Source organism: Aurantiacibacter suaedae, assembly GCF_005434915.1.
GTDB lineage: Bacteria > Pseudomonadota > Alphaproteobacteria > Sphingomonadales > Sphingomonadaceae > Alteraurantiacibacter > Alteraurantiacibacter suaedae.
In genome coordinates, this window is sequence record NZ_SKCG01000001.1 from 31,857 (window position 1) to 58,304 (window position 26,448).

Genomic DNA, 26,448 nt, shown 5'->3' on the forward strand with positions numbered 1-26,448 from the left:
AACACTGAAGGCGGCTCGGTCACGCGCGGGCAGGGCAGAACCCGGGGCGAACCACCCCGGCCGCCATCGCAATGGCGGCAAAGGCGATGATCGCCGTCCCCATACCGGGTCCGCTCAGCAGCAGGCCAAAGAGGGAAGCCCCGACAGTCTGCCCGATGGCAAGGGTCAGGAAACCGATCGTCAAGCCGGTTGCGGGGCGCTCCGGTAGGGCTTGCACGCCCCAGATTAGATAGACGCCGGTCAGCATGACGTAAGCGGCACCGAAAAGCGCTCCACTTGCCAGCACCAGTCCGGCCATTGCCACACCGGACCCGACTGCCGCGATTGTAGCTGCAACAGCACCGCAGAATAGCAGATGGATGCGCTGGAGGCCGAAGCGCGACACAAGGCTGCCGGCCCACGCCCCGATAATTCCTCCTGTCCCGATGCCGCTCCAAAGAATGGCCGTTCCGGTCGGGCCCCAACCCAAGTTTTGCGAGACGAGTTGCCCGCCGAACGACCAGATCGCAGTGCTCGCCATGCCGATCAGGAAAGTGGCGACGATCAAGGAGCCGAGGGGCTTCGTAATCCGGGGCAGGCCGATTGAGGAAGGGCTGCCGCGAGTAGGCGGCAAAGCGACGGAGGCGACAGCCGCCAGAACGACCGCCAATCCAGCGAAAATCGCAAATGTCGTTCGCCACTGCCCGTTCATGGCAAGCGCGATCGGGCCGGACAGGGCGACACCCGCGCTCGTCCCCGCATTGATAAATGTGTTCGTCGCATCTTGCCGGTCGGCGCGAACAGCGGCGACGACAGCCGCCGCCATCGGTGGAGAGGCAAGACCCGTGCTCAACCCGGCGACGATTACGGCGAATGCCAGGAAGGCAGGAGACGGAGCCAGTGCGATCCCGGCCATGCCAATCGCGGCGAGCATTGCCGCCGATATCGCCACGATCCGCGCCCCAAGCCGTTCAGTGAGGGCCGCTGCAGCTATGATCGCAATACAGTAACCGGCAAACGACCCGCCCGAGATCACGCCGCTTAATGACGCGCCAAGGTCAAGCTCGGCATCGATCTGCGGCAGGAACAAGCCAAAGGCGAACCGCGCAAAGCCGTAGCACAGCGCGATCAAGCCAAATCCGGTCGCGCCTACGCGAAGTGTTGGGGTCATCTTCGCGCATCAACCAACAGACCAGCGGCGGAGCGAGCTGCCGATACTGCCGTTACGCCACGATACACTGCGGCGTGTGTCGCTCCCTCCGCGAGAATAAGAATCTGTTCGGCGAGAGCCGGATCCTCGTGGCCGAGGTCCGCAGCAACGATTTTATGAATGCGATGCCGGAACGCCGTCTTGTGAGCAGTGACAGCCGCGGCGATCTCGGGCGTATTGCCTCCGGTCTCGGCCAGTGAGCGCAGGAAAAGACACCCGCGCGCGCCCTCTGTCCGCACCCAATGCTCAACGGCGGAAAAAAGCGCATCCACGCTCTGAACCGCAATGGCTTCCATGAAGCGTCGATCACGCTCGGCCAGCACCCGGCCCATCAGCGCCGCCTTGCTGCCGACACGTTTATAGAGTGTCCGGCTCGACATACCGGCAGCCTGAGTCAAGCTGTCCATCCCGGTCGCGCTATAGCCGTTTGTGTCGAAAAGCCGCTCAGCGGCAATTGTGAGTTCATCGTTTGGCATGACCGGAAGCGTAACTGAACGCTGAAGCAATGTAAAACGTTCGTTTTACATTGCAGTCGGTGTCCACTGTGGGCGCAATTCCCGGCAATCCGCTTCGCTGGTTGAGACGAGCCGCCAACCCCCTTTCCTACGTCCCACCAGCTGTGCTTGAACCGCGCGCCAGCCGCCATTGGGTTACGCGGAACTGTGCACGAGAATGACCAGAGGGTTTTCTTCCCCTGTACTCTGTCACACCTGTAACACCCTTGCAGGAAAAGCCGCAGAAAGCTGAACAATGAGTCACACCGTCTACCTCCAGCCGCTGACCACCGTGACCGGGCCACAGGCCGTCGAAGGTGATGCTGTTCGTCTAGGTGGATCAATGGTCTATGTGCGGGAGTTCGCAGTGATTGTGCGATCTGGCGGCGCGGTGGAGTCGCGGCAGGTGGTCACCCGCGAGCGGATGGACGCGGCGCTGGCGGAGCTGCCCGCCGACCTCGCAGACGAAGGCGCGGCGCAGTGGGCCGGCCTTCAGCGCGTCCACCCACCGCTGCAATGCGGTGAGCGCACGATCCGGCTAGACCAGCCGCAGGTGATGGGCATCCTCAACGTGACGCCCGACAGCTTCTCCGATGGCGGCCAGTTCATGGACGACCCCGAGGCCATGCGCGCGCAGGCCGCCACGATGCACGAAGCAGGCGCGGCCATCCTCGACATCGGCGGCGAGAGCACCCGTCCGGGCGCAGCCACGGTGTGGGAAGGCGATGAGATCAAGCGCGTCGTTCCTGCCATCGAGGTCTGCGCGGCAATGGGCGCGGCGGTAAGTGTCGACACCCGGCGACCGGCAGTGATGGAAGCGGCACTCGGCGCAGGGGCGCATGTGATCAACGATGTGTCGGCGCTGCGCCACGATCCGCGTAGTCTCGCCTATGCCGCTGCCAGCGGGGCTCCGGTGATCCTGATGCACGCGCCCGGCGCGAGCGTCGAGGCGGCTGAGGAGCTGCACAAGGACGGCACCTACACCGCCGTGGCCTTCGACGTGTTCGACTGGCTGAAAGAGCGGCGCGATGCGGCGCTGGCGGCGGGGATCGCGCGCGAGAAGATCGTGCTCGATCCGGGGGTCGGCTTCGGCAAGACGCTGGCGCAGAACCTCGCGCTGCTGAACGCGCTTCCGCTGTTCCATGCACTCGGACAGCCGCTGCTCCTGGGGGCGAGCCGCAAGCGGATGATCGGCGCGCTCAGCAACGAGGCGGCGGCGCATGAGCGGCTCGGCGGGTCGCTGACGCTTGCGCAAATAGGGATGGACGCGGGCTATCACCTGCTGCGCGTCCACGATGTGTTCGAGACGGTGCAGGCGCGCAACGTGTGGCGCGGGCTAAGGGATGCGGCGCTTACTGACTTCAACGGGTTGGTGGCTTGACACACAGATCGACCCCACAGGGGTCGCAAGGGCAAGCGCCCGCCCGCAGGTGCCCCGCAGCGAAGCGGAGGGAACAGCACCGAGGACGAAAGCCCGGATGGGCTTTCGCAAAACCAATCAGGCCGCGTTGTCGATCCCGAGGTCGCTCAGCTTGCGGTACAGCGTCGAGCGACCGATCCCGAGGCGGCGCGCCACTTCGGTCATGCGGCCGCGATAGTGACCGATGGCGAGGCGGATGACGTCGGCCTCGATCTCCTCGAGCGGGCGCAGATTGCCGTCTTCAGTGTAGAGCATCACGCCAGCGCTATCGCGCATCGGCGAGCGCGCGACCGGCTCGATCTCGCCGACCAGTTCGCGCAGCTGCGGGAAGTCGTCCGCCGTCAGTGCGTCGCCCTCGCAGAACACGGCGGCGCGGAACAGCACGGTCTGCAACTGGCGCACGTTGCCGGGCCAGTCGTAGGCCCCGAACAGGCGCAGCGCGTCGGACGTGATGCCGAGCGGGCGCAGGCCCGGCTGCTGGCCGATTTGGTGCAGGAAATAGCGGGTCAGTGCGCCGATATCGCGGTTGCGTTCGCGCAAGGGCGGCAGGTGAATGGTGGTGCGCGAGATCAGGTCGAGAAGCTCGGCCCGGAAGTGGCCGGCATCGGTCAGGTCCTGAAGCGGAAGGTTGCTGGCTGAGATGATCCGCACGTCGATCTTATAAGAGAAGGTAGCTCCGATCGGGCGGACCGAATTGTTGGTCATCACCTCGATCAGGCGGTCTTGCAGGTCGAGCGGAAGGCGATCCACCTCGTCGAGAACCAGCGTGCCGCCATCGCAGTTCTGCAAGGCGCCCACATGCTTCTCGAAGGCGCCGGGGAAGGCACCCTTCTCGTGGCCGAACAGAAGCGACTCGATGTTGCTGGCCGAAACGCCCGCGATGTTGATCATGCGGAAGGCCGTTTTCGCCCGCGGGCTGGCCCCGTGCATCGCGCGCACCAGCATCTCCTTGCCGGTCCCGCTTTCGCCCTCGATCAGCACCGCGCCATGGCCGCGCGCCGCCTTGGCCGCCTTGGCCAGCGCATCGCGGAAGGTGGACGCCGTGCCGACCATCGCATCGAAATCGAGGTCTGCCGGCATCTTCTCCGTAAGCGGGGTCATCTCGTCGCGCGGGGCTTCCGCGTGGGTGGCATTGCGCAATGCCTGCATCAGCCGGTCGGGAGCGACGGGTTTCACAAGGTAGTCCGTGGCGCCGGCGCGCATGGCCTCCACCGCAAGCAGCGGCGAGGTGCTGGCGGTAAGCATCAGGATCGGCAGGGCAGGGCGGCGCTTCTTCAACTCGGCGATCAGCTCGCAGGCTTCATCGCCCGGCACCCATTGGTCGAGAATAATGGCAGAAAGCTGCATCCCTTGGCGCGTGCCGAGAGTGGCGATGGCCTTCTCGGCATCCTCCACCACCAGCGTGCGCCAGCCCTCGCGCGCGGCAAGGGCAGTGACAAGCCGGCTTTGGGCCGGTTCGTCGTCTATCAGCATCAATAGGCGCTGTTCAGGCTCGGCCATGATTTCCTACTGTCCTTGCCCGGAGCGGGCCATTGCAAGACGCGCTTTTAACCATGGGTGGTAAAAAGGCTCTTAAGCAGAGCTTGAGCGCCGCGCCGTGCGGGGATAGAGCTACCGTTGCAACACATACCACCAGGGAAGAAACGAGAGTACCCATGGCTCAACAACAAGACATGAACGATGCGCGCGAAACCTATGCCGGCTTTATCGGCACGCTCAAGTGGACAGTTCCGCTGATCGCAGTGCTGGTGGCGCTGGTCGTCATCCTGATTTCCTGACCCGGTCCGCGTGGAGAGGATGCGGATCGCGGTACTGAAAGAGCAGGCCGCCGGAGAAACCCGAGCGGCCGCCTCGCCCGAGACGGTGAAAAAATTCATCGCACTGGGCGCAACCATGGCAGTGGAGGAGGGGGCAGGTGCTTCCGCCTCCATAACCGATTCCGCCTATCGCGAAGCGGGGGCCGAGGTGGTCCCCGCTCACCAAGCGGTGGCTGGGGCCGATATTGTCCTTGGCGTGCAGGCGCCGGATGTCGCGGAGCTTGCTGGCGCGAAGCCGGGCGCATGGGTGGCGGCGATGTTCGATCCGTTCGGTCAGCGCGAGCGGGTCGATGCCTATGCAAGGGCAGGGTTCGAGGCGCTGGCGATGGAATTCATGCCGCGCATCACCCGCGCGCAGAGCATGGACGTGCTTTCCAGCCAGTCGAACCTTGCCGGATACAAGGCCGTGCTGGCCGCGGCCGATCAATATGGTCGCGCCTTTCCGATGATGATGACGGCGGCAGGCACGGTGAGCGCTGCCAAGTGCTTCGTTATGGGCGTGGGCGTGGCCGGGCTGCAGGCGATTGCGACCGCGCGCAGGCTTGGCGCGCAGGTTTCCGCGACCGACGTGCGCTCTGCCACGAAGGAGCAGATTCAGTCGCTGGGTGCGAAGCCGATCTTCGTCGAAAGCGTAGCGGGGATCGAGGGCGAGGGCTCTGGTGGCTATGCCACCGAGATGAGCGAGGAATACCAGCAGGCCCAGGCCGAGCTGGTCTCCAGCCACATCGCCAAGCAGGACATCGTGATCACTACCGCGCTGATCCCGGGCCGGGCCGCACCGCGCCTGATTTCGGACGCGCAGATCGCGACGATGAAACCCGGCAGCGTGATCTTCGACCTTGCCGTGGCGCAGGGCGGGAACGTCGAGGGATCGGTGCCTGATCAAGTGGTGGAGAAGCACGGCGTCTTCATCATGGGCTATGCCAACACGCCCGCGCACCTCGCGGCGGATACCTCGGCGCTTTATGCGCGCAACCTGTTCAACTTCCTCAGCGCCTTCTGGGACAAGGAGGCGGGAAAACCCGTGCTCGACGAGGAGATCGGCGATGCCGTGCGGCTGACGCGCGGCGGCGAAGTGGTGAGCGAGAGGCTGAGGGGGTAAGCCATGGATTTTATCAGCATTCTGAGCATCTTCGTGATGGCCTGCTTCGTGGGCTATTACGTGGTGTGGTCGGTGACGCCCGCTTTGCACACGCCGCTGATGGCTGTGACCAATGCGATTTCCTCGGTGATTATCGTCGGCGCGCTGATCGCCGCGGCTGAGGCCGGGGAGGGGCTGGCCAAATGGGTCGGCCTTGGCGCGGTGGTACTGGCGAGCATCAACATCTTCGGCGGCTTTGCCGTGACCGAGCGGATGCTGGCGATGTACAAAAAGAAGGAGAAGAAGTGATGAGGTTCCACTCTCTTCTCCGTAGCCCCGGACCGCGATCCGGGGCCGGGCTTATTCGTGACCTTGCCAAGCTAGCGCGACTTCGGATCAAGTCCGGGCTGACGGTGGTGGGATTGGCGGTGCTTGCTTCGTCGCCCGCCCATGCCGCCACGGGGGAAGGGCTTGCCGTGAACCCGTGGGTCGCCCTGGCCTATCTCGTTGCCGGGGTGTTCTTCATCCTCGCACTGCGCGGGCTCTCCAGCCCCGAGACGAGCCGCAAGGGCAATCGCTACGGCATGGTCGGCATGGCGATTGCCGTCATCACCACGCTGGTGACGCACCAGATCGCCAACATCATCGAGATCGGCGTCGCGATCCTGATTGGCGGCATGATCGGCGTGACCATCGCCCGGCGTATCGCGATGACCGCCATGCCCGAACTGGTGGCAGGCTTTCACAGCCTTGTTGGCCTTGCGGCGGTGCTGGTGGGCTGGGCCGCCTATCTCAGCCCTGCGGCTTTCGGCCTGCTCGATGCGGATGGCGGGATCAACTCGGTCAGCAAGATCGAGATGGCGCTTGGCATTGCCATCGGCGCGATCACCTTCTCGGGCTCGGTCATCGCCTTTGCCAAGCTCTCGGGCCGGATGAGGGGCGCGCCGATCCTGCTGCCCGCGCGGCATGTGATCAACTTGGGCACGCTCGCCACTATTCTGGTGCTCACAGCGCTGTTCGCCATGGCCGCTCCGGGAGCGACGATGCCACTGATCGTCGGTTTGACGGTGCTCGCCTTTGTGATCGGCTTCCTGCTGATTATCCCCATCGGCGGGGCCGACATGCCGGTCGTGGTCTCCATGCTCAACTCGTACTCGGGGTGGGCGGCGGCAGCGATGGGCTTCACGCTCGGCAATACCGCGATGATCATCACCGGCGCGCTGGTCGGCGCTTCGGGGGCGATCCTTTCGTACATCATGTGCCGGGCGATGAACCGCCAGTTCCTCGCCGTGATCGCGGGTGGCTTCGGCGCCGATGCAGGCGGCGCAGGCGGCGGCGAGGCGCGCGAACAGCGGCCCTACAAACAGGGCAGCGCCGACGATGCCGCCTTCATGCTCAAGCAGGCCGAGAAGGTCATCGTCATTCCCGGCTACGGTATGGCGGTGGCGCAGGCGCAGCACGCGCTGCGCGAGATGACCGACCTGCTGGAAGAACAGGGCGTCGAGGTGAAGTTTGCGATCCACCCGGTCGCAGGCCGGATGCCGGGGCATATGAACGTGCTGCTCGCCGAAGCCAGCGTCGACTACGACAAGGTGTTCGAGCTGGAGGACATCAACTCCGAGTTCGCCCAGTGCGACGTGGCCTTCATCATCGGCGCGAACGACGTGGTGAATCCGGCGGCCAAGAGCGACAAGTCGAGCCCGATCTACGGGATGCCGGTGTTCGATGTCGACAAGGCGCGGCAGGTGTTCTTCATCAAGCGCTCGATGGGCGGGGTGGGCTACGCCGGCGTCGACAACGACGTGTTCTACATGGACCAGACCATGATGCTGCTGGCCGACGCCAAGAAGATGGTCGAAGAGATCAACAAGGCGCTCGACGGCTAGTGCGCCGCGTGCCGGTGGATAATCGGCGCGCGCGCCGCACGGCACGGCGAGGTTCACCAAGTGTTCCGGTTGCGGGGGCAGGGCGCTGGCCCTAGCGCAAGGGCCATGCCTCTTGCCCCTTATGCCGCCGATCCTGCCGCCTCGCGCGGGCGCGAATTCGCTCAGGAAGGAGACGGCGCGCGCGGCCCGCGCAGCGTGTTCCAGCGCGACCGTGACCGCATCATCCACTCGATTGCCTTCCGCCGCCTGGCGGGCAAGACGCAGGTGTTCGTCGCGCCCGATGGCGATCACTATCGCGTGCGCCTCACCCACAGCCTCGAAGTGGCGCAGATTGGCCGGGTGGTCGCCCGGCAGCTCGGGCTTGATGAGGATCTGACCGAGGCGCTGTGCCTCGCGCACGATCTCGGCCACCCGCCGTTCGGGCACTCGGGCGAGGAGGCGCTCGACGCGGCGCTCGAACCGCGCGGAGGGTTCGATCATAACGAACATGCGCTGCGCGTGCTGATGCGGCTCGACAGCCCCTATTACGGGATTCCCGGACTGAACCTCTCGTGGGAGCTGCTCGAAGGCATCGCCAAGCACAATGGCCCGGTGACCGCGCCGCGCTGGGCCTTGCAGGAGCTCGACGCCGCGTTCCCGCTCGATCTTGACCGGTGGCCCTCACTCGAAGCGCAGGTGTCAGCGCTGGCCGACGACATCGCCTACGACAACCACGATATCGACGACGGCTACCGCGCCGGGTTCCTGCAACTCGACGATCTGCTGACGCTCGACTTCATCGAAGCCGAGTTCCGCGTGATAGAACGTCGCTTTCCCGATGCCGACGAGAAGCAGCTGTTGCGCGAACTGGTGCGCAGCCAAATCGGGTTGATGGTGAACGATTTGCTCGAAACCACGCGCGCCAACCTTCAAGGGATCGAAAGCGCCGACGATATCCGCGCCGCCGGGCGGCCTATCGCGGCCTTCTCGCCGGAAATGCAGGCACGCGAGCGCAGACTCAAAAAGTTCATGTACGAGCGGCTCTATTATCACGATGAGCAATTGCGCACCGCCAAGCGGGCGCGCGACGTGCTGGCTCAGCTGTATGCTGCCTACGATCAGAAGCCTGCGCTTATGCCGCCAAGCTGGAAAGACAGCCTGCCGCCGCAGGAACCGCAGCGCGCACGGCATATCGCCGATTTCCTCGCCGGTATGACCGACCGCTATGCCATCGAGCAATACCGCCGCATCTTCGGCGAAGTATCGGCGCGGCTGACCAATGTCTGACCCTATGCGCGTCCTGCTGGTCGGCGCGACCGGGCTGGTGGGTCGCGAGGTTATCGCTCGGGGGCGCGATGTGCCGGGCCTGTCGCTGCTTGCGCTGGCGCGGCGCGAGGTGCCGCTCCCGCGTGGCGGACGGATGGAAATGATGCTCGCCCCGGTTTGTGACTGGCCGCAGGCGATTGCCACGATTGCCCCTGATACCGCGATCTGTTCGCTCGGCACGACACAGGCGAAATCGGGCCGCGAGGGACTGCGCGAAATCGACTGCACGCTGGTGTTGCGCGTGGCCGAGGCGGCAAAGCGCGCGGGGGCGCGGCAGTTCGTGCATCTGTCGTCGGTGGGGGCGGACCCCCATGCCAAGGCCCACTATCTCAGCGTAAAAGGAGAGGCGGAGCAGGGCCTGCGCAAGCTTGGCTTCGCGCGGCTCGATATTGTGCGCACCGGCCTGTTGCGTGGCCAGCGCGAAGGCGAACGGCGGGTGCTGGAGGGGATCGGGCAGGTCGCGGCGCCGGTAGCCGATCTTTTCCTCCACGGATCGAAGCGGCGCTATCGCTCGGTAAAGGCAAGTGATCTGGCGGTGGCCTTGCTGCAGGCGGTGCGCACTCCGGCGCGCGGGACGTTCGAACACGATTACGATGCAATCCAGCGCCTCGCCCGTGCATTTGCCAAGGGCCGATCGGCATGAAACGCCATGCTCCTGCCACAGAGCGCAATCGCGCTCCGATTGCCGAAGTTCTGGCGCGCGAATTGCCCGCCTCGGGGCTGGTGCTGGAGGTGGCCAGCGGGACGGGTGAGCATGGCGTGCACTTCGCCGGGCTCTTCGCGAACATCACTTGGCAGCCAAGCGATCCCGATCCCGAAGCGCTGGCCTCGATAGCCGCATGGGGGGAGGATTATGCAGGTGAGAACTTGCTGCCGCCAATCCAGCTCGATGCAAGCGCCGAGGATTGGCCCGTCGCCCGTGCCGATGCCATTTACTGCTCGAACATGGCGCATATCAGCCCGATGTCTGCCACCGAAGGGCTAGTCGTGGCGGCAGGAAAGCTGCTGTCGGAAGGTGCGCCGCTGATCCTTTATGGACCGTGGCTGGAAAACGAGGTCGAGACCTCACCTTCCAACCTGACTTTTGGTGAAAGCCTGAAAGCGCGCAACCCGCAATGGGGGCTGCGCGAGCGCGAATGGCTAGACGATTTGTGCCGCGCGCAGGGACTGACCCTTACGGCGCGGCACAAAATGCCGGCGAACAATCTCGTGCTCGTCTATCGCCGCAAGGGGTGATAGCCGAGCCTGAGGCCTGCCCGCCGTAACTGATCACATTTCGTCGGCAACCGTGTCCGATGCGGACTGCAGATCTTCCCCAGCACCGCTCACGGTGTTGCACGCAGTTGCGGCAAAGGCGAGGGCAGCGGTGGTCGCGGCGATGATAATCTTACGGGTCATGGTAAGTCCTTTCCTGAAGTCCCCCTCGGATCGCTGCATCTTCTCACCGCGAGGGAGTGCAGGGAAAACCGCCGAAGGGCTGTCAGGTTCCGGTAGCCTGCCGCTGATCGACGAAGGCGCGGCGTGACAGCACCCGTTCGCGCCAGGTAATCACCAGGCCGGCCGCAATCACGACAGGTGCGCCGATAAAGGTCGTGGCGGGCGGGAGGTTGGCAAACATCAGCCAGCCCAGCAGCGTCGCCCAGACGATGGCCGAATAGTCCATCACGATCACGCTGGAGACCTTGCCATAGCGCAGCGCCATGGTGATGAGGATCTGACCCCAGGTTCCGCTCAGCCCGATGGCGAGCAGCAGCAGCCAGTCTTGCCAGCCGTGCGCTTTCATCGTGAAAGGCAGCAGCGGCGCGGTCAGCACTGCGCTGGTGAGCGCAAACCAGAACACGATCACATATGGCTTCTCGGTCTTGCCGAGGTCGCGAATCTGGATCGAGATCAGCGCGATCATAAAAGCCCCGCCCAGCGCGACCAGCGCGCCATTGAGTGCAATGTTGCTATCGCCGGGCCGCGCGATCACTAGGATGCCGACAAAACCCGCCAACACCGCCGACCAGCGCCATATCCCCACCGCCTCGCGCAGCAGCACCATGGAAAGGATCACGGCAAAGATCGGGGCCGAAAAGTTGATGGTTTGCGCCTCCGCCAGCGGCAGCAGGATCACCGCGCCGAAATTGCACAGCATCCCCACGATGCCATAAAGGCTGCGCACCAGATGGGCCTTGGGCCGTTTGGTCGCGAGCAGTTGCAGCCCGCCGGCGTGGATCGCCCAACCGGCGATCAGAGGGACTGAGACAAGCTGGCGCCAAAACATGATCTCGGCAAGATGCAGCCCGCGTACGGAAGCGAGCTTGATCAGCGCCGCCATCACCGCAAGCCCAAGCACGCCCGCCAGCCGCATGGCCAAAGCCAGCATTGGCCGGTCGTGATCGCTATCGCTCATAAGTCTGCCTTAGAGGCGATTGCGCGGGTGGCAAGCGATGCCCATATGCGCGCCAATGAAAGAGCCCGACTTCCTGCTTTTCGCCAGTGATGCGACCTTGGTTGGGTTGGCGGGCCTGGCAATGCTGGGACTTTCGACAATCGCGTTCATGGGCGAGCGCCGCCGCCGCAACCGGCGCAATATCGATGCCGTTGGTGTGCTGCCCTGGCGTGACATTGCTGCGCTGTCCTCGCTGATCGGCTTGCTGCTGATGGCGGTCGCGATCAGTGGCTGGTTGAAAGGCTGAGCCTAAAGGCAGGCTTCCAGATAGGCCTGATCGAACCCGAACTGCCGCGCCTTTTCCAAAGTATATGGACGCAGGCCAGAGCTGCGGTATTCGCCGATGATCTTGCCGTCCTCGCCTTCGTCCAGATATTCGAAGTTGAACAGCTCCTGCGTCACGATCACATCGCCCTCCATGCCGATAACCTCGGTGATGTTGGTGGTGCGGCGCGAACCGTCACGCAGGCGCTTCACCTGCACGATGAGGTCCACCGACTCGGCAATCTGGCGGCTGATCGCTTCCTTCGGGATCTTGATGTCGCCCATCAGAATCATGTTCTCCATACGGCCAAGGCACTCGCGCGGGGAGTTGGCGTGGAGCGTACACATCGAACCATCGTGGCCGGTGTTCATCGCGGCGAGGAGATCGAAACACTCCGCGCCGCGGATTTCGCCCAGGATAATCCGGTCAGGCCTCATACGCAGGGCGTTTTTCACGAGGTCGCCGATGGTGATAGCGCCCTGACCTTCAAGGTTCGGCGGGCGGGTTTCGAGCGGCAGCCAGTGCGGCTGTTGCAGGCGCAGTTCGGCCGCGTCTTCGATGGTGAGCACACGTTCGCCCGGGTCGATCATCTTCGACAGCGCGTTGAGCATGGTCGTCTTGCCCGAGCCGGTACCGCCCGAAATCACGATGTTCATCCGGCTCGCGCCCGCGATCTTGAGCGCGGTCGCCATCTTCTCGTTCATCGAGCCGAAGCCCTTGAGCATGTCGATGGTGATCGGCTTTTCGGAGAACTTACGAATCGAGATCGCCGTGCCCTTGAGGCTCAGCGGCGGCACAATCACGTTCACACGTGATCCGTCCTTGAGGCGGGCGTCGGCCAGCGGCGTAGTCTGGTCGACGCGCCTTCCGACCTGGTTCACGATGCGCTGGGCGATCTGGAACAAGTGCGTCTCGTCGCGGAACTGGATCGGCGCGATCTGCAGCTTGCCCTTGCGCTCGACATAAGTCTGCTGCGGGCCGTTGACCATGATGTCCGAAATATCGGGATCGTTTAGCAACTCTTCCAGCGGGCCGAAGCCGAGCAGCTCGTCGATCAGCACCTTTTCCAGCGCGAACTGTTCGCGCCGGTTGAGCGTGATGCGCAGCTCGGCCAGCACCTCCATGATGATCGGCCGAAATTCTTCCGACAGCTCTTCCTTCGAGAGGGTGGCCGCCGCTTCCGGATCGACGCGTTCGAGCAGGCGCGGGAGCACCTGCTCCTTGATCTTGTGAACCGACTGTTCGAACCCGCCGACTTCGCTGACCCCGCTTTCGCTGGCGGCATTGGCACGGTCGGCGAGGCGGCTCATCGCATCGGCGTGGGGGCTGGGGGCAGATGGTTCGGCGCCAGCATCGGCCGGCATTCCTGCATTGGGCAGGGGCGGGAACTGCTCGCCGCCGGGCACTTGAGCCGCGCTGCGGTCGCTGGGCGCGGGGGCGTTGCCATTGCGCATGGGCTTGGCAACCCCGAAGCTGGGCCGTGACCCGCCTGTGCCGCCCGGTCCACCGACGCCGTTTTTGCGTCCGAATGCGCTCATTGCCGTCCCTCTTGGTCTGTCCGACCGCGCAAACAGCGGGCCGACATCACGAAATCACGAAATCAGCCAGCTTTTCGGCAATCTTGGTAAAGATTTCGCAAAGGGGTTCGCGGTCATCGTCGGTGCTCGCAAAAGAGGTGAACGATTGCATGGCAGCCAGCGCCAGCCTAGGCGGAGCGCTCAAGCGGGGGACGAGGCCTTCATGCAAAATTCGGATCGCGCCGGCCTGCTCTATGCACTCGCTGGTTTCTGTACGCTTTCGATCGGCGACGCCATCGTGAAGGGCATGATGGGTGCCTGGCCCGCACCGGCAATGGCGGCGACGCGTTATATCGTAGGCAGCGCGCTGCTGGCCGTGCTGCTGGCGCGCAGCGAGGGGCTTGGCGCGCTGGCTCTTCCGCGGGACAAGCTGCAATGGCTGCGCGGGCTGTCGATCAGTTGTTCGGCCATCGGAATGTTTTTCGCGGTATGGGTCATGCCGCTGGCCGAAGCGACCACCATCGCCTTCACCCAGCCGGTGATTACCGCGCTTCTCGCCATGGTATTTTTGGACGAACGGGCGCGCAAAAGCACCTGGATCGCCAGCGCCATGGCTTTTGTAGGGGTGATCATCGTGCTGCGTCCCAATTTCGAGGCGGCGGGCTGGGCGGTGCTGTTCCCGCTGATGGGCGCGACCGGAATGGCGGTGACCATAATCGCCAACCGCAAGGTCCACGGCCGCGCCAGCGTGCTCGCTATGCAGTACTATATGTCGATTACGGCGATGATCTTCCTTAGCGTCGCAACCTTTGCCGGACACCTCAGCGGCATCGAGACCTTCGCTTTGACCTGGCCGCACTGGTCTGTGCTGGCGCGGTGCGCGTTTATCGGCGTTAGTGCGACACTGGCGCAGTGGCTGATTTACATGGGTACGGCCAAGGCGGGGGCGGGCACCATCGCGCCGATGACCTACGGCCAGCTCTTGATGGCGATCTCACTTGGCTGGATATTCTTCGACGACATACCGGATGGCCTTGCCACAGTCGGCGCGGCCATCATTATCGGTGCCGGGCTTTACCTGTGGCACGACCGGCGCACGCGCCCTGCGGCTTAGGCCGGATCATTTCGCGGCCTTGCGCGCCCAGGCTGTGAGTGTGCGGTGTCGCAGCTTATTCGTGGTGAGGGCGCGATACTTCTGGGCAAGCGCAGCTTCGACGAGCGCCGTCGCCTTCCTGTTCTGCGGGGTTACGGGGCGATCGGCGGTAACAATCACACTAGGCCGGGTGGCAAGGATGCGCGCCACCTCGTCCGCCTGATTGACCCCGAGCGCCTCGGTCTCAAGGGCGTTGTTGAGATGGTCGGGATAGACGAACCGGGTCGGTACACAGGAGTTCGTCATCCGGTACAGCGAAGTGTGCCCGTCGAACATCCAAAGACAGTCGCGGCGCGCGTCGACGTAAGGGGCAATGGCCTGTGCGAAGCGCTGCGCCTCGCGCCGCTCCTGCTGCGACTGGTCGTAGCGTGCGGGCAGGTTTAGCAGATAGACTAGAACAGCCAGAAGCAGCAGGTTGAAGACGATACGTAGGACGGCCCTGCTGTCGAACATCGGTACGGCCAGCAATGCGACGGGGGCCACCAGTCCGGCGAAATAGTAGCCATAAACGGTGCCCGGCAGAAACACCGAGCCGATCGAGGCCAGCGCGAAAAGGACAAACAGTTGCCACACCGCCCAATCGCGCGGGCTCCTCGTGCGAAAGGTGGCGTAGATTCCGCCCACAGCCAGAACCGCCAGCGGGGCGACGAGAATGCGATAGCGGCTTTGCCAGCGGCCTTGGCTGGCGGGGATGCGATCGAAGAAGCTCACGAAGTTGGCGAAGAAGAAGTCCTCAAACCCACCTGCGGCAAGATAGAGCAGAGCGATCAGGAGCGTCGGCAGAAGGCCCAGGAAAACGAACAGCAGCGCGCGCTTGGCTAGCGTCGCCAAATTCGCGCCCCGCCTGTGCTCGATCCAAAGCGCATAGAGCCCGAAGGCAAGACAATGCGGGACCACCGTGTATTTCACCTGCAAGGCCAGCCCGCCGATCAGCATGGCGAGCGCGGCGCGGCGGGTGAAGCCCGGGTGATCGCGCTCGGCCAGCAGGCGCACCATCGCCAGCAGCAGCGGTGTGAAAAAGATCTCGCTCTGGCCCGAATGGCTACCATAGGCCGAGAGCAGGATAATCGTGACCACGCCCGCAAAGGTGGCCGCCAGCCGTCCGCCAATCAGCCGGGCATTGGCATAGGTGAGCCAGCCTGCTAGGAAGGCGGATAGAGCCGCGAAAAGCTGAAAGGCGATGGGGCCGGGACCAAGCAGCAGATGAGCCAGGCCGAAGATGGCGAACAGGCCGAACGGCTTTCGATCCCACCAATCGACATAGGGCAGTTCGCCATACTGCAGGCGCCAGCCTATGAACGAATAGAGCTGCTCGTCATAGTCGGCCACGGGGTCGCCGAACCAGACCGCGCGCGTGGCGACCACTGCCGCCAGCAGGGCGAACAGGCCGGGCAAGTCGCGGCGTAGGCTCGCCGCAATGTTCGTGCTGTGCCCGCGATGGGGGGATAGATTGGCCAAGGGGCGGGTCTTTCTCATCGGGAAACGGGCTTGTCGCAGCCTTGCGAAAGCGCTTGGTTAGCTTCGCGATGCCCATTAGCCAACACACGAGTGACCAGAGCGCGATCTGCTGGCTGTGTCAGCGCCCGCTTGGGCGGCGTGTGCAGCTCCACCATGTCGTTCCCAAGGCTAAGCGGGGGAAAGTCACGGTGCCGGTCCATCCGATTTGCCATCGCACGATCCACGCCTGCTTCACCAATGCGCAGCTTATGCGGTTGGGCGGCGCTCGAGAGCCGCTGGTGGCCGATCCGGAGGTGGCGAAATTTCTGCGCTGGATCGCGGACAAGCCGCCCGATTTTCACGCGCCCACCCGGCGCCAGAGAAAGTGACGAAGTCGACTGTGTGACGATCGCCGCTTTCACGCCATTCGTTTTAAAAATCAGCCCATTAAGGCCATTGGGAAATGTTGGCATTCGGGCAGAATTCGCGCGCGCTGTCCCTGATGCTTGCGGCCTGGCGAAGGCCTGTCTTTGGAATGGTTTCGGCTCTCCAGGAAAGCTTGCGAAAGCTGCGGCGCGCATATCAGCGCGGCAGGCTCTTCATGCCCTTGGTGCGGCTGGTGAGGTGCCATTCGCGGCACAGCTGGCAGCGATAGGGGCGCAAGGTGATCGTGGCTCTCAGCGCCACGGCGATGGCCTCGGCCTCGCTGGAAAAGCGCCGCTTGCGGGCGCAGACGCCGGGGCGCGTGTTCACGCCCCGGCCTCTTGGTCAGTCGTCGACATGCTCGGCGAGCACGGTCAGACCCTTGTCGCCCACTTCGGCAAAGCCGCCGCGGACCATGATGGTTTCGGGCTGCGCGCCAGCGGTCTTGAAGACCTGCACCGCGCCGTCGGCAATTGTCGACATGAAGGGCGCGTGGCCTTCAAGCACGCCGAATTCGCCCTCGCTGCCGGGGACGACCACCATGTGGACCTCCTCGGAGCGGACCAGCTTTTCCGGCGTGACGAGTTCGAAATGCAGAGCCATTGTCTTTCCCTATACCCCCTCCCGTGCTGGAGGGGCAACGAGACTTGGTCGCGCAAGCGGCCTAGTCGCAGTGGGGTGGGTGAGCGCGACTTGTGGGCGCCAACCTCCACCCCGAACCCCTCCCAGAGGGGAGGGGACTTGTCATTAAGCCTCTTCGGCCAGCTTCTTGGCCTTGGCAATCGCTTCCTCGATGCCGCCGACCATGTAGAAGGCCGCCTCGGGCAGGTGATCGTATTCGCCGTCCACAACCGCCTTGAACGAGGCGACGGTGTCTTCCACCTGCACGAACTTGCCGGGGATGTTGGTGAACACTTCGGCCACGTGGAAAGGCTGCGACAGGAAACGCTGGATCTTGCGGGCACGGGCCACGGTCAGCTTATCTTCCTCGCTCAGCTCGTCCATGCCGAGAATGGCGATGATGTCCTGCAGGCTCTTGTACTTCTGCAGCGTTTCCTGAACGCGGCGGGCGGTGTCGTAGTGCTCCTGCCCCACGACGGCCGGGGTCAGCACGCGGCTGGTGGAGTCCAGCGGGTCGACCGCCGGATAGATGCCGAGCTCCGAAATCGCGCGGTTGAGCGTGGTGGTCGCATCAAGGTGCGCGAACGAGGTGGCAGGGGCAGGGTCGGTCAAGTCGTCCGCAGGGACGTAAATCGCCTGCACCGAGGTGATCGATCCCTTGGTGGTCGAGGTGATGCGTTCCTGCAGGTTGCCCATGTCGGTCGACAGGGTCGGCTGATAGCCCACCGCCGAAGGAATACGGCCGAGCAGCGCCGACACTTCCGAACCCGCCTGGGTGAAGCGGAAGATATTGTCGACGAAGAACAGCACGTCCTGCCCTTCCTGATCGCGGAAGTATTCGGCCATGGTCAGGCCCGAGAGCGCGACGCGGGCACGGGCACCCGGCGGCTCGTTCATCTGGCCGAACACGAGCGCCACCTTCGAACCGTCCGAAGTCGCATTGCCCTCGGCGTCCTTGGCGATAACGCCGGCGTCGAGGAACTCGTGGTAGAGGTCGTTGCCCTCGCGGGTGCGTTCACCCACGCCCGCGAACACCGAGACGCCGCCGTGGCCCTTGGCGATGTTGTTGATGAGCTCCTGAATGAGCACGGTCTTGCCCACACCGGCGCCGCCGAACAGGCCGATCTTGCCGCCCTTGGCGTAAGGCGCGAGCAGGTCGATGACCTTGATGCCCGTGACGAGAATGGCCGCTTCGGTCGATTGTTCCAGGAAGGGCGGAGCTTCGGCGTGGATCGGGGCCGACATTTCGGCGCCAATCGGACCGCGCTCGTCAATCGGCTCGCCGACGACGTTCATGATGCGGCCAAGCGTCTTCGGGCCGACCGGCACCGAGATCTGCGCGCCGGTGGCGATCACTTCCTGACCGCGGGTCAGGCCGTCGGTGCCGTCCATCGCGATGGTACGCACGGTGTTCTCGCCGAGGTGCTGGGCGACTTCGAGGACGAGCGTGGTGTCGCCGTTCTTCGTCTCCAGCGCGGAGAGGATGGCGGGCAGCTCGCCTTCGAAATGCACGTCGACGACGGCGCCGATCACCTGAGCGATGGTGCCGTTGGTGGTTTGGTTAAGAGCGGGGGCAGTTGCCATGGCTTTTTTTCCTTAGGAAACGGTCTGTCTCATGCGGCTCAGAAAAGTTCACCAGGAGACCGGTCTTCCTGAACGATTAGTGAGCCGCCTTTTTGGCGGTTTTGAACTCCGAAGTCTTCGCCGTTGCGATATTGCAATTTGCAGTGTCGCATTTTGCCTCTGCCTTCGCAGCCGAGGTTGGTAGCTCCATTTGCAACGAATGAAGCGACAACTTCATCAACTTCATCATTGAAATAGACAAAGAAATGCGCGCCAGCATCCCAAAGGGGCGTCGAAAAGAATGTGATGCTGCTCACTCCTTGAACAGAATGTCCGAAAACAGAAAGCGAATTTAAGTTACTGCAATCACTTCTTGAGGCGCGAGTGGAGCGGCTTTTTTCAGAACGGCTGTGCGTCAAACAGTTTTGATCGACCAGCCGATTCAAGGTCACTCTCACGCCGCGTACAATCTTTCCTGTTTCGAGGTCCGATGAAGCTCCATTGAGCGCATCCTGCGCATTAGCACCTACGGGTGCAATAATAGCGACCAAAAGCGCAACAGCTGAAAAACGACAGAGTTTCGTTCGCTTCATCACAGCGCCTCCGCGCCAGCGATAATCTCGACAAGCTCAGTCGTAATCGCGGCCTGGCGGCTGCGGTTGTACTGTACGGTCAGCTTGTCGATCAGCTCGCCCGCATTGCGGGTGGCGTTGTCCATCGCGGTCATCGAGGCGCCTTGCTCCGATGCTTCGCGTTCGAGCAGCGCGCCGAACAGCTGGGTCTTGATGTAGCGCGGCAGCAGGTCGGCGAGGATTTCTTCCTCGTTCGGCTCGTACTCGACCACAGCGCCGGTGTCGGTCACCTCTTCGGGAGCGGGGACGGGCACGATCTGCACGGTGGTGGGATCTTGCGCCAGCGCGCTCTTGAAGATCGGATAGATGAGCGAGGCGACGTCGAATTCGCCTTTCTCGAAGCGGCTGATGAGGTCGTCGGCAATCGCTTCGGCTTCGGTAAAGCCGATATTGCGCACTTCGCTGGTGTCGAAGCCGTCACCGATCTGGCTGGCATAGTCGCGCTTTAGCGGCGCACGACCTTTCTTGCCGACGAGATAAAAGGTGACCTCTTTGCCCGCCTGTTCGAGCGCGCGGGCCTGTCGCTTGGCTTCCTTGACGATGTTGGCGTTAAGACCGCCGCACAGCCCCTTGTCGGTGTTGACGACGACGAGCAGGTGCCGGTCAGTCTTGCCGTTGCCCGAAAGCAGCAGCGGTGCATCGGCGCCGCTCACCTTGCTGGCGAGCGAGCCCATCACACCGGCGAGACGCTCGGCATAGGGGCGCGCGGCCTCGGCTGCGGCCTGAGCCTTGCGCAGCTTCGCCGCGGCGACCATCTGCTTCGCCTTGGTGATCTTCTGCGTCGACTTGACCGACTTGATCCGGTCTTTGAGTTCCTTGAGGCTTGCCATATCCTGTTCAGCCTTCCAGCGACCGCACTTCGACGAGTTGAGGGGGCGATTGGAGCCACCCTTCATACTGCGCGAACACGTCTTTGGTGTATTCCTGAGCGTGGTGGAACTCGAACGCGTCGCGATCCGCCCACTCTTCGAAAATCATAATCGTGCTCGATCCGTCCGCCGCACGGCGGGGCTCGAAAATGAGACAGCCGTCTTCGGCACGGGTCGCAGGAACGATGGAGGCAACTGCCTGCGCGGCAGCCTCCATATGCTCCGGCTTGACCGGGATCGTGGCGAATACGGTGTAGCTCATCGGACGATCAGGCGAACTGCTTGGCGAAGGCGTCGAGACCGGCGACCACGGCGTCCTTTTCCGCACCTTCGAACTTTCCGCTCGAACGGATCGTGGCAAGCGTGTCGGCGTGGTTCTGGCGCATATAGCTCAGCATCGCGGCTTCATATTCGTTGACGCGGTTCACCGGAATCTTGTCGAGATAGCCATTGGTGCCTGCAAAGATCGAGACGACCTGCTCTTCCACCGGCATCGGAGAGAACTGGGCCTGCTTCAGCAGCTCGGTGAGGCGCGCGCCGCGGTTGAGCAGCTTCTGCGTGGCCGGGTCGAGGTCCGAACCGAACTGCGCAAAGGCCGCCATTTCGCGGTATTGCGCCAGCTCCAGCTTGATCGAGCCTGCGACCTTCTTCATCGCCTTGGTCTGGGCCGAACCGCCGACGCGGCTCACCGAGAGACCCACGTTAATGGCCGGACGGATACCCTGATAGAACAGGTCGGTTTCGAGGAAGATCTGGCCGTCGGTGATCGAGATCACGTTGGTCGGAATGTAGGCCGAAACGTCGCCAGCCTGCGTTTCGATGATCGGCAGCGCGGTGAGCGATCCGCCGCCGTTCTCGTCGTTCATCTTGGCCGCACGTTCGAGCAGGCGGCTGTGGAGATAGAACACGTCGCCCGGATAGGCTTCACGGCCCGGCGGGCGGCGCAGCAGCAGCGACATCTGACGATAGGCGACAGCCTGCTTCGACAGATCGTCATAAACGATCAGGCCGTGCATCCCGTTGTCGCGGAAGAATTCGCCCATCGCGGCACCGGTGTAGGGCGCGAGGTACTGCAGCGGAGCCGGCTCCGACGCGGTGGCGGCGATGACGATGGAATATTCCATCGCGCCGTTCTCTTCGAGCTGCTTGACGATCTGCGCCACGGTCGAGCGCTTCTGGCCCACGGCGACGTAGATACAGTAGAGCTTCTTGCTTTCGTCGTCGCCGTTGTTCCAGCCCTTCTGGTTGATGAAGGTGTCGATGGCGACGGCGGACTTGCCGGTCTGACGGTCACCAATAATCAGCTCGCGCTGGCCGCGGCCGACGGGGACGAGGGCGTCGATCGCCTTGAGACCGGTCTGCACGGGTTCGTGCACCGACTTGCGCGGGATGATGCCGGGGGCCTTCTTTTCCACGCGCTCACGCGTGACGTCGGTGAGCGGGCCCTTGCCGTCAATCGGGTTGCCGAGCGCATCGACTACGCGCCCGAGCAAGCCCTTGCCGACGGGAACGTCCACAATGGTGCCGGTGCGCTTGACGTTGTCGCCTTCCTTGATGTCGGCGTCCGAGCCGAAGATCACGACGCCGACGTTGTCCGCTTCAAGGTTCAGGGCCATGCCCTGCGTGCCGTTGGCGAAGGCGACCATTTCGCCCGCCTGCACATTGTCGAGCCCGTGGATGCGGGCGATGCCGTCACCAACCGACAGCACGGTGCCCACTTCGCTGACTTCGGCTTCGGTGCCGAAGTTGGCGATCTGGTCCTTGATGACCTTGGAGATTTCTGCGGCGCGGATTTCCATCATTGAGCCTTTCGGTAATCGGCGTTTCAGGCGCTCTTCATGGCCTGGGCAAGCGAGTTGAGACGGGTGCGGATCGAGCTATCGATGCGCTTGGAACCAATGGTGACGACGAGCCCGCCCAGAAGGTCGGGGTCGACACGGGATTTCAGCTTCACCGTGCGGCCTTCGCGGGCACGCAGGCGGCCTTCCAGCTCACCCAGCTGCGTATCGCTGAGTGGGTGGGCGGAGGCGACTTCGGCCTGCACTTCGCCGCGCTGGGCCGCGGCGATGGCGGCGAAAGCGCGAATCATGCCAGGCAGATCAGCCACGCGGCGGTTGTTCGCCAGCACGCCGAGGAAGTTCTTGGTGAGGGGCGAAAGCGCAAGGTGATCGGCAAGGCCTGCCATCACATTGGCAATCTGCGACCGTGTGATCTCGGGATTGCGGATCAGCGCCCGCAGATCACCCGATTCGCGCAGTGCAGCATCGAGCTTGTCGAGATCGGATTCGACAGCGGAAACGGACCCCGCTTCGCTGGCGAGATCGAACAGGGCCGAGGCATAACGCCCTGTTAGGCTGGCCTGAATACCGGCGGAAAGCTCCACGCGCGAATTATCCTTCAAACTGTCCGAGTAGACGATGTGTGTTTCGCCGGAGAATTGGGGCACTTAAAGAACCCCCCCGGCAAACTCGGCGCGCGCCTAGCATCGGGTGGATTGGGATGCAAGGCCGGGGGACAAGCCTTTGGCGGTAAAGTGTGTCTGCCGTCAGTCCGTGGCGTTTCCATTCAGGGTGCAGGTATAGACAAGCCGCTCGTTCGGCCGGTCGGGCAGGGCGGTCATGACCGCGCCCTGATCGACGCCGAGCTGGCGCGCCGCCTGATCGCCGCCGTCGCATTGCGGGGCCTCGTATTGCCCACGAAGTTCGCGCGCGTTGCGCATGGCTTCGCGGTCGAGCAGGTAACGCTCCACCACATATTCGTGGGCCTGCGGATCGAACCGGTTGACCGACACTGCCGCCTCTGTCGAAGGCACCAGCACGCGGGTCCAGTCTCCGGCATTGATGCCATACTGGGTGCGGCCGTTGACGCAGCCTTGCGCGCTCCAGCCGATTTCGAGATCCTGTTTGGGCGCGCTGGTGACGCGGCTGCGCTGCTGATCGAGCACGCAGGAATAGGTCGCCTCGGCCACGAGCGCGCCGCCCGGCTTATCTTCGGGAGCGTCGCCGGGTCGCTCCGGAAACAGCGTGGCTTGCAGATCGCTTTCGATATCGGCGAAGGCGGGGCGGGTGAGCCAGGCGATGGCAGCACCCACCAGCGCCACAATCGCCACGCTGCCGACGATTGCACGTTGGCGCATGTCGCCGCGCAGATGCATGAGATAGGCCGCGCCGCCCGCGGCCAGAGCGATCACGAACAACAGCAGCGCCAGCGCCATCCGGTTCGCGCGGGCATCGATGGTGCGGAAGGTGAGATCGCGGCGCAATTCCTCCTCGCGCTGAGCCAGTTCGGCCCGGGCTTGTTCGGCGCGGCGCTGGTCTGCGGCGAGCATCTGCTGGCGGCGCGCTTCGTCCTGAGCATCCAGCTCGGCCAGCGAGCGGCAGGGCAGCGCGTTCAATTGCGGCTGAATATCGTTCGCGCGCAGGAAGGGGAGCAGCTCGCGCGTGCTTACGGCAAAGAAGAACTCGGCCTCGGTGCCCTCGCTTTCAGCGCCGAACGAGTTGATTCCGATCACCCGACCGCAGTTATCCACCAGCGGCCCGCCCGAGTTGCCGCGGGCGATGGGCGCGGTGTGGAGCAGGGTGTCCATCTCGCGGCTCGGGCGGCGGCCCGAAAGAAAGCCGGTACTTAGCACCGGCGGGGTTGCGCGAAACAGGTCGTTCTGGCCCAATCCCTGCGCCCGGTCGACGTTCATGGGGTAACCGATGGCGGTGACGGCGCTTTGTCCGCTCGCCGGATTGCCCGCGATGGTGAGCACGGGCAGGTTCATCGGCTTGGTAGTGGCGAGAATCGCCAGATCATTGCGCGGGCTGACCGAAACCGGCCGGGCGTAGACTGCATCGCCGCCTTCGGGCGGGACGATCCCGATCGAGAGGCGCTTGTCCTCGATGGCGGGGTTGATGACGTGCGCATTGGTTATGATCCGCTCGCCCGCGACCACGAAGCCGGTGCCGTGGGCGATGGGGAAGATCTGGTCGCCATCGCGGCCGATGATCACCACGCGCACCACGCCGCGCGCAGCGGCGGCGATATCGGCCTCGTCTGCCTGTGCCGGGGCCGCGGGGAGCATGGCGGCGAACAGAAGGCTCAGCGCCAGGGCGAGTGTGCGGAGGGTGTGCGCGATCATGGCCCCCTTTCGCCTCTCATCGCTTTGAGCGCAAGATTCGGGAAGCATCGCTCGTCATTTGGTCGTAAATATCGCCGGATGACCCCTACGCTCGCCCAGATGGCCGAGGCCTTCGCCCGGCGTGACCGTGCGTTCGACGGGCGCTTCGTGGTAGGCGTGGTGTCGACCGGAATCTATTGCCGCCCCTCGTGTCCTGCGCGCAGGCCGCGTCCTGAGAACTGCCGCTTCCTGAGCGGCCCTACCGAAGCGGAGCGTGAGGGGTTTCGGCCTTGCAAACGCTGTCGCCCTGGCGAGGTGACGCGCGACGAGGCGGCGGTGGCGCAGGCCCTGGCCCTGCTGCGCGGCGAGGCTCGGCCTGTGCCGCTGGCGCAGTTGGCCCAGGCTTGCGGCTATTCGCCCGCGCATTTGCAGCGCATGTTCACGCGGGCGACCGGCCTTTCACCGGCGGCCTATGGCAGGGCGCTGCGGCAGGAGGCTGCCCGCACCCGGTTAAGCGAGGAAAGCAATGTCACCGATGCAATCTATGCGGCGGGCTTCGAAGGGCCGAGCACGTTCTATGCGGGAATGGAAGGAAGGTTGGGGATGACACCAAGTGCATGGGCACGCGGGGGAGAAGGCGTGACGATCCGCTGGGCGATGGCTCAAACCAGCCTCGGCCCAATGCTGGTGGCGGCAAGCGAGAAGGGCGTGTGCCGCCTCTCGTTCGACGAAGGCGAGGACGAATTGCGCGCTCGCTTCCCGCGCGCCGAGTTAAGGCAGGGCGGGGCGGACTTTGCCGCACTGTTGCAGCAGGTTGTCGCTGCGGTCGAAACGCCCAGCTCCAAGCCGGACATTCCGCTCGACGTGGCGGGCACGGCGTTCCAGCAGCGTGTGTGGGAGCAGCTACGCGCAATCCCTCCCGGTGAAACCCGCAGCTATGGCCAGATCGCTGCCGCGCTTGGCCAGCCGGGTGCCAGTCGCGCGGTGGGCAGCGCCAATGGCGCAAACCCGGTTGCCGTGTTGGTGCCGTGCCACCGAGTGGTGCAGGCCAGCGGTGCGCTAGGTGGCTATGCTTATGGCGAGGCGATCAAGCGCGAACTGCTTCGGCGCGAACGCGAGGACTAGCAGCGCGCCGGCAGCGCGACATTATTCCTCCGGTTCCTGCGAACCCAGCGCGCTGAGCGGAATGGTAATAGTGACGGTGGTGCCATCGGAGCCCGTCTCCACGTCGATCGTGCCGTTGATCCGTCTCGTCAGGTCGCGCACGATGCGCGCGCCGAGATTGCCGGCGTTGGGCCAATCGATACCTTCAGGGATACCCCCACCGTTGTCGGCTACCTGCAGGCAGGCGTTGTCGCCCTCCTCGTCGCGCCAAAGGCGCACGGCCACTTCGCCCGCTTCGTCGTCGGCAAAGCCATGCTGAAGCGCGTTGGTGAGAAGTTCGGAGACTAGCAGGCCCACCTGTGAGGCGCTGTTCAACGTGGCGCGCACCTCGTCGGTTTCGAGGTTCATACGCACTTCGCGGTGCCCGTCGATCATGTTGAGCGCGCCGCACACGCGGCTGACATAGGCGCCGAGCGCGATCGAGCCCCTGCCCTTTCCGCCAGAGCGGCTGAACTCGTCATAAAGCATGTTGAGCGCCTCGACCCGGTTGGCCAGCACGCCGAGCGCGGCCTTCGCGTCGGTGGTGCGGCTGGATTCGAGGCGAATGAGCGCGAGCAACAGCGAAAGGTGGTTTTTCACCCGGTGCTGAACCTCGCGCAACTGCTCGTCGAGCCGGGCGGCGCGTTCGGCAAAGGCACCGTCGCTAGGCTGCTCCGACTGGATGCCGAGGAAGTGGGTGATTTCATCGCCATCGCGCAGGGGCGAAATCAGCAGGCGGTTGACGAAGGGCTCGCCATCGGCGCGATAATTGAAGATGTCCACCGTGATCTCCCGCCCCGCGTCCAGCGCCTCCCGGATCAGCTGGCGATCGGCGGGGTTAGTGTCCGCGCCTTGCAGGAAGCGGCAGTTGCGTCCGATCACGAACTCGCGGTTGTAGCCGGTCACGCGTTCGAATGCGCGATTGACGTAGACCAGCGGCATATCGGGCAATTGCGCATCGGCAATCACCAGCGAGAAGGGCAGGTCTTCCATCGTGTTGCGCGAGATGCCCTTGGGGATGGGCGGCGCATTCGTATGGTCGAACGCTGTTTCGTTTTCGCCCTGCTGAGCCTCGTCCATGTCGTCAATTCCCGGTC

At 64.0% G+C, this 26,448-nt stretch carries 30 protein-coding genes; 11 read left to right on the forward strand and 19 right to left on the reverse strand.

Annotated elements, in window-relative coordinates; all coding sequences use genetic code 11:
- Positions 1–19: 19 nt before the first annotated feature.
- Both E0473_RS00180 and E0473_RS00185 read right to left on the reverse strand, forming a co-directional pair.
- Complete coding sequence (locus E0473_RS00180; protein WP_137678874.1) at positions 20–1,150, reverse strand: MFS transporter; 1,131 nt, start codon at positions 1,148–1,150, stop codon at positions 20–22.
- Positions 1,147–1,665 (reverse strand): TetR/AcrR family transcriptional regulator, encoded by a 519-nt coding sequence (locus E0473_RS00185; RefSeq protein WP_137678875.1) that lies wholly within the window; start codon positions 1,663–1,665, stop codon positions 1,147–1,149. The genes E0473_RS00180 and E0473_RS00185 overlap by 4 nt, the downstream gene beginning before the upstream one ends.
- Before the next feature lie 274 nt (positions 1,666–1,939).
- Here E0473_RS00185 and folP point away from each other — a divergent pair, with 274 nt between their 5' ends.
- The gene (gene folP, locus E0473_RS00190) at positions 1,940–3,064 is read left to right on the forward strand and encodes a dihydropteroate synthase (protein WP_137678876.1); all 1,125 of its coding nucleotides are present in this window, start codon (positions 1,940–1,942) and stop codon (positions 3,062–3,064) included.
- A gap of 117 nt (positions 3,065–3,181) precedes the next feature.
- On the opposite strand, the gene E0473_RS00195 is transcribed toward folP, so the two are convergent.
- Positions 3,182–4,603 (reverse strand): sigma-54-dependent transcriptional regulator, encoded by a 1,422-nt coding sequence (locus tag E0473_RS00195; RefSeq protein ID WP_137678877.1) that lies wholly within the window; start codon positions 4,601–4,603, stop codon positions 3,182–3,184.
- 155 nt (positions 4,604–4,758) lie between these two features.
- Between E0473_RS00195 and E0473_RS00200 the strand changes: the two genes are divergently transcribed.
- The 7 genes from E0473_RS00200 (at position 4,759) to E0473_RS00230 (ending at position 10,428) form a co-directional block, all read left to right on the forward strand.
- Positions 4,759–4,881: an aa3-type cytochrome c oxidase subunit IV gene (locus E0473_RS00200; protein WP_137678878.1), complete on the forward strand. Its 123-nt coding sequence runs from the start codon at positions 4,759–4,761 to the stop codon at positions 4,879–4,881.
- A 19-nt stretch (positions 4,882–4,900) separates the two neighbouring features.
- Entirely contained in the window at positions 4,901–6,022 is a 1,122-nt protein-coding gene (locus tag E0473_RS00205; protein WP_137678879.1) for an NAD(P) transhydrogenase subunit alpha, read from the forward strand.
- A 3-nt stretch (positions 6,023–6,025) separates the two neighbouring features.
- Positions 6,026–6,310: an NAD(P) transhydrogenase subunit alpha part 2 gene (locus E0473_RS00210; protein WP_137678880.1), complete on the forward strand. Its 285-nt coding sequence runs from the start codon at positions 6,026–6,028 to the stop codon at positions 6,308–6,310.
- A gap of 119 nt (positions 6,311–6,429) precedes the next feature.
- Positions 6,430–7,887 (forward strand): NAD(P)(+) transhydrogenase (Re/Si-specific) subunit beta, encoded by a 1,458-nt coding sequence (locus E0473_RS00215; RefSeq protein ID WP_421721757.1) that lies wholly within the window; start codon positions 6,430–6,432, stop codon positions 7,885–7,887.
- A gap of 105 nt (positions 7,888–7,992) precedes the next feature.
- Entirely contained in the window at positions 7,993–9,153 is a 1,161-nt protein-coding gene (locus E0473_RS00220; RefSeq protein WP_137678882.1) for a deoxyguanosinetriphosphate triphosphohydrolase, read from the forward strand.
- Positions 9,146–9,835 carry an NAD(P)H-binding protein gene (locus E0473_RS00225; protein ID WP_137678883.1) on the forward strand — a complete coding sequence of 230 codons (690 nt, stop codon included), beginning with the start codon at positions 9,146–9,148 and terminating at the stop codon, positions 9,833–9,835. The genes E0473_RS00220 and E0473_RS00225 overlap by 8 nt, the downstream gene beginning before the upstream one ends.
- The gene (locus E0473_RS00230; protein ID WP_137678884.1) at positions 9,832–10,428 is read left to right on the forward strand and encodes a DUF938 domain-containing protein; all 597 of its coding nucleotides are present in this window, start codon (positions 9,832–9,834) and stop codon (positions 10,426–10,428) included. The genes E0473_RS00225 and E0473_RS00230 overlap by 4 nt, the downstream gene beginning before the upstream one ends.
- Before the next feature lie 33 nt (positions 10,429–10,461).
- On the opposite strand, the gene E0473_RS15690 is transcribed toward E0473_RS00230, so the two are convergent.
- Both E0473_RS15690 and E0473_RS00235 read right to left on the reverse strand, forming a co-directional pair.
- Complete coding sequence (locus E0473_RS15690; protein ID WP_277751493.1) at positions 10,462–10,590, reverse strand: hypothetical protein; 129 nt, start codon at positions 10,588–10,590, stop codon at positions 10,462–10,464.
- A gap of 82 nt (positions 10,591–10,672) precedes the next feature.
- Positions 10,673–11,587, reverse strand: coding sequence for a DMT family transporter (locus E0473_RS00235; RefSeq protein ID WP_241657265.1), 915 nt, complete (start codon positions 11,585–11,587; stop codon positions 10,673–10,675).
- 55 nt (positions 11,588–11,642) lie between these two features.
- On the opposite strand from E0473_RS00235, the gene E0473_RS00240 reads away from it, so the two are divergent.
- A complete protein-coding gene (locus E0473_RS00240) occupies positions 11,643–11,873 on the forward strand; it encodes a hypothetical protein (protein ID WP_137678885.1) in 231 nt (76 codons plus the stop codon).
- 2 nt (positions 11,874–11,875) lie between these two features.
- On the opposite strand, the gene E0473_RS00245 is transcribed toward E0473_RS00240, so the two are convergent.
- Together E0473_RS00245 and E0473_RS15330 are read right to left on the reverse strand one after the other, a co-directional pair.
- Complete coding sequence (locus tag E0473_RS00245) at positions 11,876–13,429, reverse strand: TadA family conjugal transfer-associated ATPase (protein ID WP_137678886.1); 1,554 nt, start codon at positions 13,427–13,429, stop codon at positions 11,876–11,878.
- Positions 13,430–13,475: 46 nt separating this feature from the next.
- On the reverse strand, positions 13,476–13,613 hold the full coding sequence (locus E0473_RS15330) for a hypothetical protein (protein WP_161981453.1): 138 nt from the start codon (positions 13,611–13,613) through the stop codon (positions 13,476–13,478).
- Positions 13,614–13,631: 18 nt separating this feature from the next.
- Here E0473_RS15330 and E0473_RS00250 point away from each other — a divergent pair, with 18 nt between their 5' ends.
- Positions 13,632–14,522 carry a DMT family transporter gene (locus tag E0473_RS00250; protein WP_137678887.1) on the forward strand — a complete coding sequence of 297 codons (891 nt, stop codon included), beginning with the start codon at positions 13,632–13,634 and terminating at the stop codon, positions 14,520–14,522.
- A 6-nt stretch (positions 14,523–14,528) separates the two neighbouring features.
- On the opposite strand, the gene E0473_RS00255 is transcribed toward E0473_RS00250, so the two are convergent.
- The 11 genes from E0473_RS00255 to E0473_RS00300 all read right to left on the reverse strand — a co-directional run bounded on the left by E0473_RS00255 (position 14,529) and on the right by E0473_RS00300 (position 24,229).
- Positions 14,529–16,037, reverse strand: a complete 1,509-nt coding sequence (locus tag E0473_RS00255; protein WP_137678888.1) for an ArnT family glycosyltransferase — start codon at positions 16,035–16,037, stop codon at positions 14,529–14,531.
- Positions 16,034–16,471 (reverse strand): hypothetical protein, encoded by a 438-nt coding sequence (locus tag E0473_RS15755; RefSeq protein WP_161981454.1) that lies wholly within the window; start codon positions 16,469–16,471, stop codon positions 16,034–16,036. The genes E0473_RS00255 and E0473_RS15755 overlap by 4 nt, the downstream gene beginning before the upstream one ends.
- 109 nt (positions 16,472–16,580) lie before the next feature.
- Complete coding sequence (locus E0473_RS15470) at positions 16,581–16,751, reverse strand: hypothetical protein (RefSeq protein WP_162848929.1); 171 nt, start codon at positions 16,749–16,751, stop codon at positions 16,581–16,583.
- 15 nt (positions 16,752–16,766) lie between these two features.
- Positions 16,767–17,024: an ATP synthase F1 subunit epsilon gene (locus E0473_RS00265; protein ID WP_137678890.1), complete on the reverse strand. Its 258-nt coding sequence runs from the start codon at positions 17,022–17,024 to the stop codon at positions 16,767–16,769.
- Positions 17,025–17,168: 144 nt separating this feature from the next.
- Positions 17,169–18,626, reverse strand: coding sequence for a F0F1 ATP synthase subunit beta (atpD, locus tag E0473_RS00270; RefSeq protein ID WP_137678891.1), 1,458 nt, complete (start codon positions 18,624–18,626; stop codon positions 17,169–17,171).
- Between the two features lie 38 nt (positions 18,627–18,664).
- On the reverse strand, positions 18,665–19,198 hold the full coding sequence (locus E0473_RS00275) for a hypothetical protein (RefSeq protein WP_137678892.1): 534 nt from the start codon (positions 19,196–19,198) through the stop codon (positions 18,665–18,667).
- Positions 19,198–20,067 (reverse strand): F0F1 ATP synthase subunit gamma, encoded by an 870-nt coding sequence (locus tag E0473_RS00280; RefSeq protein ID WP_137678893.1) that lies wholly within the window; start codon positions 20,065–20,067, stop codon positions 19,198–19,200. The genes E0473_RS00275 and E0473_RS00280 overlap by 1 nt, the downstream gene beginning before the upstream one ends.
- Before the next feature lie 7 nt (positions 20,068–20,074).
- Entirely contained in the window at positions 20,075–20,368 is a 294-nt protein-coding gene (locus E0473_RS00285; protein WP_137678894.1) for a putative quinol monooxygenase, read from the reverse strand.
- 7 nt (positions 20,369–20,375) lie between these two features.
- Positions 20,376–21,905, reverse strand: a complete 1,530-nt coding sequence (atpA, locus tag E0473_RS00290; protein WP_137679977.1) for a F0F1 ATP synthase subunit alpha — start codon at positions 21,903–21,905, stop codon at positions 20,376–20,378.
- A 26-nt stretch (positions 21,906–21,931) separates the two neighbouring features.
- The gene (locus tag E0473_RS00295) at positions 21,932–22,489 is read right to left on the reverse strand and encodes a F0F1 ATP synthase subunit delta (protein WP_137679978.1); all 558 of its coding nucleotides are present in this window, start codon (positions 22,487–22,489) and stop codon (positions 21,932–21,934) included.
- Between the two features lie 162 nt (positions 22,490–22,651).
- Positions 22,652–24,229: a S1 family peptidase gene (locus tag E0473_RS00300; protein WP_137678895.1), complete on the reverse strand. Its 1,578-nt coding sequence runs from the start codon at positions 24,227–24,229 to the stop codon at positions 22,652–22,654.
- A 78-nt stretch (positions 24,230–24,307) separates the two neighbouring features.
- On the opposite strand from E0473_RS00300, the gene E0473_RS00305 reads away from it, so the two are divergent.
- Positions 24,308–25,333, forward strand: a complete 1,026-nt coding sequence (locus E0473_RS00305; protein ID WP_137678896.1) for a bifunctional transcriptional activator/DNA repair enzyme AdaA — start codon at positions 24,308–24,310, stop codon at positions 25,331–25,333.
- Between the two features lie 21 nt (positions 25,334–25,354).
- Here E0473_RS00305 and E0473_RS00310 read toward each other — a convergent pair whose 3' ends face one another.
- Positions 25,355–26,431, reverse strand: a complete 1,077-nt coding sequence (locus E0473_RS00310; RefSeq protein ID WP_137678897.1) for a PAS domain-containing protein — start codon at positions 26,429–26,431, stop codon at positions 25,355–25,357.
- Positions 26,432–26,448 lie beyond the last annotated feature (17 nt).